Annotated in this window: 13 protein-coding genes; 4 read left to right on the forward strand and 9 right to left on the reverse strand. The window is 71.9% G+C overall.

Going from position 1 to position 14,823, the window contains the following annotated elements; translation table 11 throughout:
* Nucleotides 1-44: 44 nt before the first annotated feature.
* Entirely contained in the window at nt 45-1,583 is a 1,539-nt protein-coding gene (locus IEY55_RS05880) for an ArnT family glycosyltransferase (protein WP_229686087.1), read from the forward strand.
* 64 nt (nt 1,584-1,647) lie between these two features.
* Here IEY55_RS05880 and IEY55_RS05885 read toward each other — a convergent pair whose 3' ends face one another.
* The 3 genes from IEY55_RS05885 to IEY55_RS05895 all read right to left on the reverse strand — a co-directional run bounded on the left by IEY55_RS05885 (nt 1,648) and on the right by IEY55_RS05895 (nt 6,753).
* Nucleotides 1,648-2,082, reverse strand: coding sequence for a hypothetical protein (locus IEY55_RS05885; protein WP_189054727.1), 435 nt, complete (start codon nt 2,080-2,082; stop codon nt 1,648-1,650).
* Nucleotides 2,083-2,271: 189 nt separating this feature from the next.
* Entirely contained in the window at nt 2,272-5,685 is a 3,414-nt protein-coding gene (locus IEY55_RS05890) for a patatin-like protein (protein ID WP_189054728.1), read from the reverse strand.
* Nucleotides 5,686-5,793: 108 nt separating this feature from the next.
* On the reverse strand, nt 5,794-6,753 hold the full coding sequence (locus tag IEY55_RS05895) for an HpcH/HpaI aldolase/citrate lyase family protein (protein ID WP_189054730.1): 960 nt from the start codon (nt 6,751-6,753) through the stop codon (nt 5,794-5,796).
* A 227-nt stretch (nt 6,754-6,980) separates the two neighbouring features.
* On the opposite strand from IEY55_RS05895, the gene IEY55_RS05900 reads away from it, so the two are divergent.
* Nucleotides 6,981-7,316: a hypothetical protein gene (locus tag IEY55_RS05900; RefSeq protein ID WP_229686088.1), complete on the forward strand. Its 336-nt coding sequence runs from the start codon at nt 6,981-6,983 to the stop codon at nt 7,314-7,316.
* 291 nt (nt 7,317-7,607) lie between these two features.
* Here IEY55_RS05900 and IEY55_RS05905 read toward each other — a convergent pair whose 3' ends face one another.
* Nucleotides 7,608-8,024 carry an NUDIX hydrolase gene (locus IEY55_RS05905; protein ID WP_189054732.1) on the reverse strand — a complete coding sequence of 139 codons (417 nt, stop codon included), beginning with the start codon at nt 8,022-8,024 and terminating at the stop codon, nt 7,608-7,610.
* A 30-nt stretch (nt 8,025-8,054) separates the two neighbouring features.
* Entirely contained in the window at nt 8,055-8,549 is a 495-nt protein-coding gene (locus tag IEY55_RS05910) for a MarR family winged helix-turn-helix transcriptional regulator (protein ID WP_229686089.1), read from the reverse strand.
* A gap of 246 nt (nt 8,550-8,795) precedes the next feature.
* Here IEY55_RS05910 and IEY55_RS05915 point away from each other — a divergent pair, with 246 nt between their 5' ends.
* Complete coding sequence (locus IEY55_RS05915; protein WP_189054735.1) at nt 8,796-9,938, forward strand: Mrp/NBP35 family ATP-binding protein; 1,143 nt, start codon at nt 8,796-8,798, stop codon at nt 9,936-9,938.
* Nucleotides 9,939-10,260: 322 nt separating this feature from the next.
* Here IEY55_RS05915 and IEY55_RS05920 read toward each other — a convergent pair whose 3' ends face one another.
* The 4 genes from IEY55_RS05920 to sigE all read right to left on the reverse strand — a co-directional run bounded on the left by IEY55_RS05920 (nt 10,261) and on the right by sigE (nt 13,855).
* Nucleotides 10,261-10,644 carry a sec-independent translocase gene (locus IEY55_RS05920; RefSeq protein WP_189054737.1) on the reverse strand — a complete coding sequence of 128 codons (384 nt, stop codon included), beginning with the start codon at nt 10,642-10,644 and terminating at the stop codon, nt 10,261-10,263.
* A 77-nt stretch (nt 10,645-10,721) separates the two neighbouring features.
* Entirely contained in the window at nt 10,722-12,281 is a 1,560-nt protein-coding gene (locus IEY55_RS05925) for a S1C family serine protease (protein ID WP_189054739.1), read from the reverse strand.
* Nucleotides 12,282-12,511: 230 nt separating this feature from the next.
* Nucleotides 12,512-13,264: a zf-HC2 domain-containing protein gene (locus tag IEY55_RS05930; RefSeq protein ID WP_189054741.1), complete on the reverse strand. Its 753-nt coding sequence runs from the start codon at nt 13,262-13,264 to the stop codon at nt 12,512-12,514.
* 6 nt (nt 13,265-13,270) lie between these two features.
* Complete coding sequence (gene sigE, locus IEY55_RS05935; RefSeq protein ID WP_189054743.1) at nt 13,271-13,855, reverse strand: RNA polymerase sigma factor SigE; 585 nt, start codon at nt 13,853-13,855, stop codon at nt 13,271-13,273.
* A 269-nt stretch (nt 13,856-14,124) separates the two neighbouring features.
* On the opposite strand from sigE, the gene IEY55_RS05940 reads away from it, so the two are divergent.
* A complete protein-coding gene (locus tag IEY55_RS05940; RefSeq protein WP_229686090.1) occupies nt 14,125-14,775 on the forward strand; it encodes an O-methyltransferase in 651 nt (216 codons plus the stop codon).
* Nucleotides 14,776-14,823 lie beyond the last annotated feature (48 nt).

The following is a 14,823-nucleotide window of genomic DNA, read 5'->3' on the forward strand; positions in this document are numbered from 1 at the left end:
AACAGACTCGGATCGGCATCCCCCGACAAGATCGTGGAGAAGCGGTGCACCTACCGGTGGAGTCGCAGAGCGCGGAACCGACAGTCCCACCGTTCGCATGGAAGTCCGTGTCGCTGGTGGCGGCGGCGGTCGCTGCACTCCTGCTGGGGGTTGTCACGCGTTACGGCTACGACGGTGACGAAACCTATTTCTTGGTGGCGGGGCATCACGTGGACTGGAGTTATGTCGACCAGCCCCCGTTACTTCCCCTCCTCGCCAGGGCGCTGGACTCCCTCTTCGGCGGCGGTCTCATCGCGTTGCGGCTGCCCGGGATCCTTCTGGGCGCCGGTGGAGTGTTGCTGACCGCGTCGATCGCACGTGAGCTCGGTGGCGGCCGCCGGGCACAGGTGATCGCCGCGGCGTCGTCCGCGGTGTCCCCGTTCATGCTGTACAACGACCACGTCCTGACCACCATGACGGTCGACGTGTTCCTGTGGACGCTCATCACGTGGTTGCTGGTTCGCTGGGTGCGTGTGCGGCGCGACGGCCTGTTGTTGTGGGCAGGGCTGGCCACGGCCGTTGCCATGCAGGGCAAGTACCTGATCGCCTCGTTCTGGCCGGTCGTGATCGCCAGTGCGCTCGTGGTCGGACCACGGGAGCTGGTGCGTCGTCCGTTGCTGTGGGCCGGTGCCGCCGTGACGGTGCTCACCGCGGCACCCAGCCTGATCTGGCAGGCCCGGCACGGGTGGCCCCAGCTGGCGATGACCACGGTCATCGCCGGGGAGCAGGAGGCGCTCTTCGGCGGCCACGCGCGACTGTGGTTCGTGCCCTTCGTGCTGGTGAGCGCCGGTCTCGTGGTGGGCACCGTGCTGTTCGGCCACGGCCTGTGGCGGCTGCTGCGGTCCGACCGCCTGCGCCCGTACCGCTTCCTCGGCTGGGCGTTCCTGGGGCTGCTCGCCCTCCTGCTGTGGAGCGACGGCCGAACCGCGTACGCGGGCGGTATGTACCCGCTGTTCTGGGCCGTCTCCGCGGTGGAGCTGCAGTTGCGGGAGCCCGCGCGGTGGTGGCGCTGGGTGCCGACGTGGCCGGTCTTCGCCCTCACCGCTCTGCTTTCCGCACATGCGGTTCTTCCGGTGTTCCCCGTGTCCGAGGCGGCGAAGGCGGGGAACCTCTCACTGCTTCAGGCGGGGTGGCCGAAGCTCGCCGACACGGTGAGCGACGCGTACCACGCGCTGCCCGCCCCGACGCGTCATCACCTCGTGCTGATCGGTGAGACCTACGAGTACGCCAGCGTTCTCGACCGGTTTGGTCCCCGGCACGGGCTTCCCCCCGTCTACAGCGGCCATCGCGGATACTGGTACTTCGGAAGGCCGGCCGACGACGTCAATGCGGTCCTGGTCGTTGGGGGCGACGAGGGTTTCCTGCGTCAGAACTTCGCCGACACTCGGCCGGTAGCCCAGTTCGACGACGGCCGGAGACCACCCAACCCGGTCCTGGCGGCGCCGAAGGTCTGGCTCTGCACGGGACCACGAGAACCGTGGTCCCGGCTCTGGCCGAAGTTCTACCACCTCCGCAACCCCCCTGAGATCACCGAGCGGGTCTGACGGCACGCCGGCAGCCCACGCGCCGGTCTGGTGACCCACGCCGTACGTCCGGCCTGGTCACCGATCACCGCCGCGGTGCGCAGTCCACCAGCGGACCCCAGTCCTGGTCGTCGGGGTCCTCGGCGATCTGGCGGCGCTGCAAGGCGCCGTCCACACCGTCGGGTGTGGTGTCGTCGCCCGGTGAGGCGTCCGCGGGCAGCGGTGGGACGACAATGGTGAGCAGCCGCGGGTTGACGCGGTAGGTGTCGTTTCCGAGGTGTTGGACGTGGCCGAGATCGACGAGCTCGCGCAGCCATGCCTGGACCTCCTCGACCTCCTCGAGCACGGCGTCCGGGGCGAGCAGTCCCTGGGCGGTCACCGGGGACAGGTCGTCGGAGCGGTTCACGAGGGTCATCAGGACGCCCTGGGCGCCGAGGGAGAGCGTGCCGGGCGGTAGGGGAGCGATCTGGACGATCGAGCCGTCCCGGCGTTCGATCCGCAAGGGCGCGATGTCGGTCATGGCCAGATGCTGGCGGGCCGCCCCCGCCCCGCGCTCCTGCTACGGCCCAATGCTCACCGGACGAGTGAACCGCCGTGTTGGTTCGGCTGCCTGGCCGCGCTACCTGGCCGAGTTGTCCGGCCGGGGTTCTCCGGTCTCGGTGGGGGTAGGGAAAATCGCAGGCCGTGGCCGCATGTCGGACCGCGCGGGTCAGGCCGAGACCTCGTGCCGCTCGGCCACTTCGGACTCGGCCGGGCTCCCGGCGGCGGGCGGGAGGACGTCAACCACGCTGACCAGCACGGACACCACGTAGCTGGCGGCCACGCTGGCGATCACCAACCACCAGCCCGCCGGCACGCCCAGTCCGGACAGCACGAGGGCACCGCCGAGGTAGGTCCCGAGGACACCGAGCACGGCCATGACGCGTGCCCACCCGCGCATCCAGAAAGCGGCAATCCAGGTGAGCACGCCGGCGACCACGGTCACGGCCAGTGGTCCGAGCACGAGATCCCAGAAGGCCCCGAGGAATCCCAGGATGATGACGACGACGGCGAGAAAGGCGAACCACACCGGCCGGCGCCGCCCGCCCGTGGGCACCCTTCGCGGAAGCACGAGCCGGCCACGGGCCAGCGCGAGAACCCCGGTAACCACGGCCAGTACCGCGATCACGGCGCGCCAGGCGTCCCATTGCGTCTGCTCGCCGGAGAACACCAGCAACAGTGGTGACCATGCGGAGCCTATGTCCGCATTGGACCATCCCGTACCGAGGAGCGTGGCGAGTGCCGTCGCCACGACGAACAGCAACCGTTCCGGAGCGGTGAGGGCAAGCATCGTGGTGAGCCACAACGGCTTTGTTCCGGTCATCGCCACCCGGACCGCCACCGGCAGGGGTGTCCAGCCATCCGGCTTCACCGCTCGGTAAGCAACGAGCCCGAGCCGCATGCCCATCCGGGTCAACCGACCTTCGCCGAGATCAGGCAAGCGTTGCCGGCTGACCTCGTACCGCTGTACCGCGGCCCGCAGCGGCTCGGGTGGTTCCGGCGCCGGCCGAATCGGCTCGGGATCGGAGCCCAGGCCAACCGCCCCGACGTAGGGCAGTTCGACAGCCGCGATGCCCCAGTGGATGCGCTCGGTGAGGGACGCCTTGGTTTCGGTGAGCGGATGGTCGCCATCCGGCTGTTCGAACAACGCGCGTAGCTCAGCCCGAACCTGGTCGACGCGGCTTTCCCAACGCCGCAGGAAGAAGTCGCTCCACTGCTGGGCATCCGCGCCGGTACCCAGTTCGTCGTCGGCGAGCGGCCTGGTCACGATGTCAGCCACCGCGGCCAGCACGTCCTCCGCCGATCGTCCACTGTGGAACCTATGGAGCCGCTGCGGGTCGATGAGCAGCGCCACCAGGCTGGCCGTCGCGTCGAGCCGGCCCCACATCCAGTCGTTGGCCCGCCACTTCGCCGACAGGAAGGCGCCGAAGCCGTCCAGGTCGACGCCGCGCAGCTTGTCCCGCGGGGTGAGCGTTCCGTCCTTGCCCCGCAACGCATCGAAAGGCAGGTCGGTACGGCCGTCACTCGCCACGCGAAGGAAGGCGATACGACCGTTGGTTGGGTCACCGAGCAGGAGCGGGGCGGTGAGCGTCAGCAGCTGGCTCAACAGCCGCGGGCGTTGCTCGGGCTCGGCCGACTCCAGCATCGCGTGGCCGATCAGCTCCGGGTTGCGCGCGGGATCCACCATCGACCCCAGCCGGATGTCGTGCACCGGACGTTCGAGCACCGCCTCCGCGAGCTCGTTCATCAGTTCCCACAACCGTTGCCAGGCGGCGTGCACGGCGTCGACGGGCCCGGGCCGGTGGGACGCCGCCTCGGCCCGCAGGGCGTTCGCCAGGTTGATCAGCCCCTGCTGGAACTCGCTGTCCGAGCCGTCGCGGAGCGCCTCGGCCAACGGTTCCCGCACCCGTTCGCCAAGTGCGTGTTGCCGCCTCCGGCGCTCGGCTATGACGCCGTCGGCCCAGTCCGCGATCCCGGCGGGGTCGTGCACCGGATGCTCGACGGCGGCTGACCACCAGCGTTGGTCCACATATTCGGCGAGCACCGACACCACCTGCTGGAGTCGGTAGAGCCGGCCCTTGACCGTGCCTATGCGACCCAGCCGGGGCGGTTCCGCCCACCGTTCCAGTTCCCTGGCCCAGCGCAGGCAGAACTCGACCGCCTCGGCGGCCGTGCAGACGCCGGTGAAGACCCGCTCCGGTTCGGCCCGTGCCGCGCCGGAAAGCCGGTCGGCCAACCGTTCGGGCAGGATGCTGCGCGCGGCGGCCGACCAGCCGGCGAGAGGGTCGGCCGGTATCGGTTCGAACAGCGGCCCGGGGGCACGGAGGTAGGGCTGGGTGAGCAGGGTCAAGGCGGTCTCGGCGTCGACGCGGGCCCGCACCTCGGCGTGCTCGGTGCGAACCTCGTCGACGAGTTCGGCGAGCCGGGCGGGACGGTCGGCCGGCCCGACCGCGACCAGCGGTGCGAACAACGCCGCGGCTCGCAGCTCCCGCCGGCTGACGTCCTGGTTGTAGGCGGCCAGCTCGTCGATGTCGGCCAGCAGGCTCTCCTGGTCCAGCCGCGCCCGCAACGCCCGTAGGCCCGTGGGGATCGCGCGCGGACGGGCCTGCGGGGCTGGTGGCGCGCTCGGTCCCAGGCTCGGGTCCGGGTTGAGGTAGAGCAGCCAGCGCTCGGTCGGGGTGTCCGCCGGCGCTTCGGCCACCGCGCGAATCGCCGCGCCGACCGGGATGTTGTCCAGCACGCCGCCGTCGACCACGTGGAATGGTGGCGCGTCTTCCGCCCCGGTCTCGGAGAACACCCCGGTCATGTCGACGGCGTCCGGTGGTGGGTCGGGTCGCGAGTGGACGGTCGCGGGTTCGAACGCCACCGGGAAGGAGGCGGTGGCACGCCCCGCGAGGGCGAGCTGGTGCAGCGTGCGCGCGGCGGTGTTGCGGGGCGCGAACCCGGAGAGCGGGTCACCCGGCTGGCCGCGATGCCGGAACCGGAACCAGGCACGACGACGCACCTCGTGCAACGCGCCCAACCGGTCGTCCCGACGAACCACGGAAACCCCGTCCAGCAACGTGGCGCTGAGCCCCAGATCCAGTCGGCGCGCAGCGGTGGGCGGGTGCTCCGGCGCGGCGGCGACGAGCCGGATCAGCTCGGCGCCCAGCCGTTCCTGGAAGTAGTCGTCTCCGGCGAGGATCGAGGCGGGGCGAGGGAACAGCCGCGGCGGACGGGTGGCGAGCAGGCCCGGGACCGGGCGGGACATCGCTTCCAGGTCGGCCAGCCGGACCCACACGTCCCGCATTGCCGTGAACGGGAACCCGTAGACCAGGCTGGCCGCGAACAACGTGCCGTTGACGCCTCCCGCCGACGCGCCGGTGAGCACGTCGACGCGCACCTTGTTGTAGCCGGCCAGGTCGGCCAGTGCGGCCCAGGGGTGTGCCGAGCCGGTCCCGGCGGTCCGGCGCAGCTGGTCGATCTCGGCCAGCGCGCCACTGATCCACACCGCAAGGCTCGATCCGCCGCGCATGGACAGTGCCAGGCGGAGTTCCTGCCGGTTCCAGCCGGGGGCCACGGGTGTGGCGCGAAAGGGATCCACGCCCTACAAGGTGGACTCGCGCCGGTGGGCAACGGCCCACCGGCGCGAGGAAAGAAATCTGAAAGAAAGCAGAAATCACCCTGTCGGCGGCAGCGCGCCGCCTCCGTTTCACTCCTCGGGAGGCGTCCAGCGGTTGGTGCGCCGCATCCCGGCGGCGCGCCCTTTACCGGCGATCACGAGCGCCATCTTCCGCGACGCCTCGTCGATCATCTCGTCCCCGAGCATCGCGGCACCGCGCTTGCCGCCCGCCTCCGAGGTGAACCACTCGTAGGCGTCGAGGATGTTCTCGGCGTGGTCGTAGTCCTCCTGCCGCGGGCTGTACACCTCGTTGCAGGCGTCGATCTGGCCGGGGTGCAGGCACCACTTGCCGTCGAAGCCCAGCGCCGCGGAGCGGCCGGCCACCCGGCGGAACCCGTCGATGTCGCGGATCTGCAGGTAGGGGCCGTCGATCGCCTGGACGTCGGTGGCGCGGGCCGCCATCAGGATGCGCATGAGGATGTGGTGGTAGGCGTCGCCGACGTCGTAGCCGGGCGGCTGCTCCCCCACCACCAGCGACTTCATGTTGATGGAGGCCATGAAGTCGGCGGGGCCGAAGATGATGGTCTCGATGCGGGGCGAGGCGGTGGCGATGGCGTCCACGTTGACCAGGCCGCGGGCGTTCTCGATCTGCGCCTCGATGCCGATGCGGCCGACCTCGTGGCCCATGGTCTTCTCGATCTGGGTGAGCAGGATGTCCAGGGCGTGTACCTGCTCGGCGGTCTGCACCTTCGGCAGCATGATGCAGTCGAGGTTGGCGCCGGCGCCCTCGACCACCTCGACGACGTCCCGGTAGGTCCACTCGGTGGTCCAGTCGTTGACCCGGACCACGCGGACCTTCTCGCCCCAGCCGCCCTCGTTGAGCGCGGCCACGATGGTCTTGCGGGCCTCCGGCTTGGCCAGCGGCGCGCAGGCGTCCTCCAGGTCGAGGAAGACCTGGTCGGCGGGGAGCCCGCGGGCCTTGTCGATCATCTTCGGGCTGGAGCCCGGGACCGCGAGGCAGGAGCGGCGGGGGCGCTGGCGGTCGACCACGTTCGGGACCTCCCTGTCCTGGTGCCGGCCGTGCGGCGCGGGGCCGGGCCGAACCGTACCGACGAGTAACCGATGATGCGGCGAATGCTGGCACGGTCGGTCCGCACCCGCTATCCGCTGAGGTGACTTTCACAGCCTCGCACCGACAGCGCACGGCAAACGTGTCGGGCACCGACCGGCCGCCGCCGTCGCGCTGGCGCTGCGGCCGCCCGTGCGATTCTGGTCGGGTGGAGACGTCTCGTGTGCTCGACGCGGCGCTACGCAAGGCCGGGGCGGTGTGGGTCGTGGTCGACGAGCATCCCGCGCGTCTGGTGTGGACGGTGTGGCGGGCCGGGGCCCTGTGGGTGGCGGTCGGGCCGGACGAGCAGGAGGTTCCCGGGCTCTCCGACGGCGTGCGTTGCCAGGTGACGCTGCGCTCTCCCACGACGCACTCGCACCTGCTCGACGTGCCGGCCGTGGCGCACCGGGTCGAGCCGGACGAGGAGACCATGGCCGCGCTGGCCGCGGCCCGGCTCAACGCGTCGCCCCGGTGGGCCGAGGTCTACCGCCTCGACCCGGCCTGACCGGCGCACCCGAGCCCGACAGGACTACCCGGTCCCGATGCCGACCGGGCAGCGTGAGCGGGCACACACGACCAACCGCACAAACCGGGCGAGAAACGCCAACAGCAACGGAAACTTGAGCTGGTGGCCCCGTCCCGGTCGTGTCCCGCCGGCGCAACCGGATACCGGATGCTGCAGACGCCGGCTCGGAGCGGCTGGCGGGGAAACGGTCCAGCCGGAGGCATCACGTGCGGCGGGAGTGCTCACACAAGGGCCGCTACCGGACGAGTCCGCCCGGGACCGGGCCTCCCATCAGGCGACCAGGCCGCCGGTGTGGAGATCACCGAGCAGCTCGACGATGGCCGGCGCGGTTTCCGGGTGTGCGAGGTACTCGTCCCGCGTAACCAGCGCCAGCTCCGCCACCTCGGCGGAGGGCGCCGGTTCCCCGGCCAGCTCGGCGGTGTAGCAGGAGAGGTCCACGAGCACACCGTCGCCCTCACCGTAAGCCGGCGCGAGGTAGCGGCGGTGGCCGCGCACCGTACCGTTGACGAGCTCCACACCGAGCTCCTCGCGTACCTCGCGACGCAACGCCTCGGGCTCGGTCTCTCCCGGTTCGAGCTTCCCGCCGGGAAGGTAGAAGGCGGCCTTGCCCCGCGGCCGCACGAGCAGCAGGCGACCGTGCACGACGTGGAGGAGGCCGACCGTCCGGATGGTCTCGGGTTCGGTCACGGAACCACTGTCGCACCCGGCGAAACGGGATCAGGCACTGGACCGTCGTACGGGAGGCGCGTGCACCTCCCCGTCGGCGAGCCGGGTACAGGTGCGGTTGAGCGAGTCGAGCTCGTGCCGGTCACCCACGATGGCGACGAAGTGGCGGACGATTCCGGACAGGTGTGTGCTGGACGCGGTGCGCAACCGCTCCATCCCCCGCCTGGTGAGCACCGCGACGACCCCCCGTCCGTCCTCGTCGGCCCGCTCCCGGACCACCAGCCCGATCCGCTCCAGGCGGTCGACCAGGCGGGTCACCCCGGAGCGGGACAGCAGGACGGCGTCGGCGAGCTCGGTCATGCGCAACCGCCGTTCCGGCGCCTCGGCGAGCTGGACCAGCACGTCGTAGGCGGCCAGCGACAACCGCTGCTCCGCGATGAGCTCGGCTTCCAGGCGGCGAGTGATCCGGGCGTGCGCCCGGAGGAAGGAGCGCCATGCGGTCAACTCGTCGCGCGTTGGTAACCGGGCAGTTCCGGTCTTGGACACAGTGCAAATGTTACGGAGCGCGTCCAGACGGTCGCACAGTGCCCCCATGGCGCCCCAAGCGCAACCCACGGCACGGGCACAACACCGCCCTCGCGGTCGCCATCACGAACCCGCCGAGTCCCGTCGGCCCCCCGGCATCGGGTTACCCGAGAGTCACCTTGACCGGACGAACGCGACTAGCATGGCATTCGACAAGATCCGACCGCAGCGAGTTCGCGGTCGCCGTCGCCGTCGGAAGGTCGCCGCGTGACCAGCAACCAGATCGCCACCACCGAAGCCGTGCGCGAGGCGTTGTCGCGCGTGCGGGACCCGGAGATCGGACGGCCGATCACTGAGCTGGGCATGGTGAAGGACGTCACCGTCGCCGAGGACGGCGCGGTGGCGGTCGCCATCTACCTGACGGTGGCCGGCTGCCCGTTGCGGGACCGGATCCAGCGCGAGGTCACCGAAGCCGTTGCCGGGCTGCCCGGCGTGCGGGCCGTGGACGTCGAGCTGGACGTGATGAGCGACGAGCAACGCACCGAGCTGCGCCGCAAGCTGCGGGGCGACCGCGACGACCCGGTCATCCCGTTCGCGCAGCCGGGTTCGCTGACACGGGTCTACTGCGTGGCGTCCGGCAAGGGCGGCGTCGGCAAGTCGAGCGTGACGGTGAACCTGGCCGCGGCCATGGCGGCCCGCGGGCTGTCGGTGGGCGTGGTCGACGCCGACATCTACGGCCACTCGGTGCCGCGCATGCTCGGTGCGGACGGCCGGCCAACCAAGGTCGAGTCGATGATCATGCCGCCGCAGGCGCATGGCGTGAAGGTCATCTCGATCGGGATGTTCACGCCCGGCAACACGCCCGTGGTGTGGCGGGGTCCGATGCTGCACCGCGCGCTGCAGCAGTTCCTGGCCGACGTGTTCTGGGGCGACCTGGACGTGCTGCTACTCGACCTGCCGCCGGGCACCGGCGACGTGGCGATCTCGGTGGCCCAGCTCATCCCGAACGCGGAGATCCTGGTTGTCACCACGCCGCAGCAGGCCGCGGCGGAGGTGGCCGAGCGGGCCGGCGCGATCGCGTTGCAGACGCGGCAGCGGCTGGCCGGTGTGATCGAGAACATGTCCTGGCTGGAGATGCCCGACGGCAGCCGGATGGATGTCTTCGGCACCGGCGGTGGCCAGGTGGTGGCGGACTCGCTGAGCCGGGCCACCGGCGCCGAGGTGCCGCTGCTCGGCCAGGTTCCGCTCGACCCGCGGCTGCGCGAGGCCGGCGACGCCGGGACGCCGCTGGTACTCGGGGAGCCGGACGCGCCCGCCGCCGTGGTCCTGCGCGAGGTGGCCCACCGGTTGTCCACGCGGGCCCGTGGCCTCGCCGGCCGCCTGCTGAGCGTCAGCCCCGCCGGCCGCTGACCTCCGCGTCCGGCCCGCGTCGGGCCGAGGCGGCTCGGGGAGATCTCCGAACAGGTTCCTGCCTGTCGGGACAAGAACGCCGGTGGTGTGGAGTGGGCGCCACGAGACGGGCGGGATCCTGTGATGTGCCAAACAGATCTGGGTGGCTCCGGCAGAAGGCGGCACGAGCCTCAGCCGGCCACTGAATGCGTTCGTGGTTCAGCCGTGGAGAACCCGGCTGTCTGCTCTGGTGCGCGCACCGCCGAACCGGCTGCGGTATCCGGAACCCGGTGCGCTGCGGCGTGATCGCCCGACTCTTCCGTGCTCGCGGGCCGGTGGCGGGTCAGGTCGCGTCGGGGTCGAACGGCGGGCGCTCGCCCGGCTGGAGCGGCTGTTGGGTCGGGCGCCTGGGCTTGTCGTAGTCGGCGTACCCGTTGGAGCTCGGCGTCGCGTAGTCCGGCCCGTCGTCGAGCAGGTGCCGGGTGACCGCGCGCTTGGGGTCGAAGTTCCGCAGCTCGCGCAGGTCTTCCAGGGGCTTGCGGAGCTGGTCGAACTCCGGGCCGAACTCGTTGCGCAGCTGGTCGTGCGCGCCCGTGGCGTACTCCCGGATCTGCCGTACCGTGCGGCCCAACCAGGCCGCGGCCTGTGGGAGCCGCTCGGGCCCGAGGATGAACAGGCCGGCCACGACGAGCACGAGGATCTCGCCCCAGCCGATGTTCTCCAGCACCCGGCACCTCCCCGTCGTGGCCGCGTCCAGGGTAACCCGTGCCGAGCCCCCGCCGGACGGCCAGCGACAGCGCCGAGCTAGTCGGACCTCAGCGTCGCTTCCAGCGTGATGGGCCGGCCCTGCCGGATCAGTTCCACCCGTACCTGCTGCCCGATCTGGTGCTGGTGCTCGGCCACGACCAGCTCGTCGGCGCTCTGCACGCGCCGCTCGCCCAGCTTCACGATCACGTCGCCCTCGGTGATGCCGGCCTCGGCCGCGGCACTGCCCTGCTGCACGTTCTGCACCTGGGCGCCGCTGCCGTTGCTGTCCATCACCGTCTTGGTGTTCACGCCCAGTTCAGCGTGCTTGACCTGTCCGTTGCGGATGAGTTCCTCGGCGATTCGCCGGGCGTCGTCGATCGGGATCGCGAAGCCGATGCCCACCGAGCCGCCGCCCTCGCCGGCCGTCTTGATGGCGGTGTTGATCCCCACCAGGGCGCCGCGGGAATCCACCAGCGCACCGCCGGAGTTGCCGCGGTTGATCGAGGCATCCGTCTGCACGGCATTAATCACGACCGGCCCGCTGCCCTCGCCTTCCAGGCGCACCGCGCGGTCCCTGGCACTGACGATGCCCTCGGTGACCGTGCTGGCCAGGCCGAGCGGAGAGCCGATCGCGATCACGCCGTCGCCCACGCGCAGATCGCTCGACCTGCCCATCTGGATCACGGTGGGATTGCGAACCTCGACCTTCAGCACGGCCAGGTCGGTCTTGGGGTCGCGCCCCACGATGCGGGCCCGCGCACGGGTGCCGTCGTGGAAGACGGTGAACACCTTCGCGTCCTGTGCCCGGCTGGCGTCCGCGACGACGTGGTTGTTGGTCAGCACGTAGCCGTTGCCGTCGATGACCACACCCGAGCCGGTGCCGCCGCCGGTGCCGATCTGTACCTCGACCGACACCACGGCGGGCAGCACCCGGCTGGCCACGTCCGACACCGAGCCGGGCGGGCGCTCCTTGGCGTCCTCGACCTGGGCCAACGTCACGTCCGGATCGGTGAGCGGGCTGCCGCCCTCGGCGGTGAGCCGGCCGAGGAGCCCACCCGCGGCCCCGATCAACAGGGCCGCCCCGAACAGGGCGGCCAGCGCCGTCGGCGCGACCCGCCGGCCGAACAGCAGCTCGCGCAGGCTGAGCCGGGCGCCCTCGGCGTTCGGCGCGGCCCCGTCCTTCCCCGGGCCGGTGTCCTCGACGGCCGGGGGGCCGAGCACGGCCGCGGCACCGGGGTCCCGCCACGGGTCCCGTTCCGCGCCGTCCTTCCAGAACGTGGGCTCGGCCGACGTCGTGCCGTTGTCGGAGCGCGCACCGGGCGGCCGCTGCAGCGTCTCCTGGCTGCCCTCGGGGCGGTGGAACGCCTGGCGCAGGGGTTCCGGTGGTGGCGCGGCGCGTCGGCCGTCGCCTTGCTGGCCGTTGTCGGAGCGGACCGCTCCCGGCGGTGGGGCGAAGGAACCCGCCACACCCTCCGGCCGGGCGAACGCCTCGGCCTGGGCGGGGTCGACCGCGGGCCGCTCCAGCGGGCGCGGGCGCAGCCGGGGCCGTTCGACGTCGGCCGAGTCGTCGCGGCCGTCCGCCGGGTCGGGCTGGTAGGGGCTGGGCTGCTGGCTCATCGCTTCCCGGTCAGGGCACTACTGGACGTGGTCGGGGCGCGCCGGCCGGCGGCCGCACGCACCCAACCATCCTGCAGAAGGAACGGTGAAGTCCACGTAGCGGGTGCCCGGTCGCCGCCCCGCACGCGCACTCCGAGGTCATCAGCATGCCGGCGAAGGCGCTTGATCACCCGGATGACCAGCCTGAGCCGTCAGGTGCTCCGTTCGGGAGGCGGTCGGTTGCCGATGACTCAGTGGCCGCCGGGCATGAGCTGGGGGGCCAGTGGCGCCCGCGGGAAGTACGAGGGAGTGGTCAGGTCCTGGTGGGTCCGGGGGCCGAGGTCCGCCGGATCGGCCGCCGCACCGGCGCTCGCCGGGGCCGGGATCGGGCGGGAGGGCGCGGGAACCCGGGTCTCCTCGCGGCGGGCGGTGGCGGGCCCGGCGTTGGCCGGCTGCACCCGCGGCGCCTCCGGTTGGCCGGAGCCGGCGGCCGGCGGCTGCACCCCCCAGTTGACCAGCGCGAGCGTCCCGAGCACGAGGCCGGAGACGACGACGCCGGCGCCCTGCCGCACACGGCGGCCGGTGCGCCGGCCAAGAACATGGGGGCCGTTGCCCAGGGGCGCGCTCGACCCGATCCGGGGAGCACTGCCGATGGGTTTGTTCTCACCCTGGTCACCGGATCGCCCGGATGATCGGAGCATCGCGACGAGCTGGCCGTCCTCGGTGACCGCCAGGTTGTCGGGCGAGCGCGGCAGGTCGACGTGCTGCGGGATGTCGCGCAGGGCGGCGAGCAGGCCGGCCGGCGTGGCCGGCGTCGGTGCCCCACGCACCGCGGCCCGTGCCTGCCGTTGCGCGGCCGCCTCCGCGGCGCACAGCGGGCACCGGGCGAGGTGCGCCGCGGCCCGGTCCCTGGCCATCGGCGACAGCTCACCGTCGACGAACGCCACCACGGCATCCGGCGCCAGGTGCTGTGCCCCGAGCGCCCATCCGCGCAGGTCGTTCATGCTGCCTCAGTCCTCCCGAGCACCACTGCGGCGGCGCTCCAGCGCCGCCTTCAGGGCCTGCCGGCCACGGTGGATCCTGCTCCGGACGGTGCCGAGCTTCACCCCCAGTGTGGCCCCGATCTCCTCGTAGGACAGTCCTTCCACGTCGCACAACACCACGGCGGCGCGGAACTCCGGCGGCAGCTCGTCCAGTGCCGCCTGCAGATCCGGGTCCAGGTGGGTGTCGGCGTAGACCTGCTCGGGGCTGGGCCCGCCGCCTGGCAGCCGGTCGGTGTCCTCGGGCAGGCCCTCCATGCGCAGCCGCGCACGGCGCCGCGCCATGTCCAGGAACAGGTTGGTGGTGATTCGGTGCAGCCAGCCCTCGAAGGTGCCGGGCTTGTAGGCGGCCAGGGAGCGGAAGACCCGGATGAACGTCTCCTGGGTCAGGTCCTCGGCGTCGTGCTGGTTGCCGGTGAGCCGGAAGGCGAGCCGGTAGACGCGGTCGGCGTGCTCCCGGACCACCTCGTCCCACGACGGCGGCGTCCAGCCCGCCCCCTCGCCTGGGGCGGCGGTCGGGATGGCGCTGGGCGCTGCGGTGGTCTGCGTGCGCATCGTGCGGTAGGGCACCTCCTGGCGGGCTGGTCTGCCCTCTCGTGAACGTGCACGGGGAGGCTGGTGTTCCCGTGCTCCCGCTCGGTGGCTGTCGGGTCGGTGACGTCACAGTGGCAGCGTCATGACGTCGAGCCCAGCTTCCCCGCTGGTGGTGAGGCGACCGTGAGAGCCACCTGAGAACAGCCTGAGAACTACGCGGCCGGCTGTCGTCGGGGTTTCCCCGGGCGTTGTCCCCGGTTTCGGCCCTGACCCCCGCTAACCTCACTTTCGTGACGCCCGGAACGCCGACCACCACCGCTCCCGCGGTGTGGGACTACGTGGAGTCCTACCTCGGTGAGGACGAGGTGCTCCAGGCCGCGCGTGCGCGTGGCGTCGAGCTGGGGTGTACCCCGATCGGGCCGGGCGGTGGCGCGGCGTTGCGGTTCCTGGCCGCGGCGCTGCGGGCCAGGGCGGTGGTCGAGGTGGGCACCGGCTGCGGGGTGAGCGGGCTGTGGCTGCTCCGCGGGATGGCCCCGGACGGGGTGTTGACCTCGATCGACGTCGAGCCGGAGCACCAGCGGGTGGCCAAGCGGGCGTTCACCGAGGCCGGGGTGGCGCCCAGCCGGGCCCGGCTGATCATGGGGCAGCCGCTGGACGTGCTGCCGCGGCTGACCGACGGCGGGTACGACATGGTGTTCGTGGCCTACGGGGTGACGGAGTATCCCCGTTACCTCCAGGCCGGGGTGCGGCTGCTGCGCGACGGTGGCGTGATCGTGTTCGATGACGCGTTGTGGCACGGGCGGGTCGCCGATCCCACGCACCGGGACGCCGAGACGGTGGCGGTACGGGAGATCAGCCGCGCGATGCGGGAGGAGGAGAACCTCGTACCGGCACTGCTGCCCGTCGGTAATGGACTCCTCGCCGCCGCCAAGCTGGGCTGACGACTTCTCGCCTTGTCGATAATCGCCGGATCGGACACTGCGTTCGCT

This window comes from Longimycelium tulufanense (assembly GCF_014645795.1).
Taxonomy (GTDB): domain Bacteria; phylum Actinomycetota; class Actinomycetes; order Mycobacteriales; family Pseudonocardiaceae; genus Longimycelium; species Longimycelium tulufanense.

Bases quoted from the DNA above. Each gene is read 5' to 3' on its own strand.
- IEY55_RS05885 (WP_189054727.1), bottom strand. From the start codon at position 2,082: ATGACCGACATCGCGCCCTTGCGGATCGAACGCCGGGACGGCTCGATC.
- IEY55_RS05930 (WP_189054741.1), bottom strand. From the start codon at position 13,264: ATGAACGACCTGCGCGGATGGGCGCTCGGGGCACAGCACCTGGCGCCG.
- IEY55_RS05925 (WP_189054739.1), bottom strand. From the start codon at position 12,281: ATGAGCCAGCAGCCCAGCCCCTACCAGCCCGACCCGGCGGACGGCCGC.
- sigE (WP_189054743.1), bottom strand. From the start codon at position 13,855: ATGCGCACGCAGACCACCGCAGCGCCCAGCGCCATCCCGACCGCCGCC.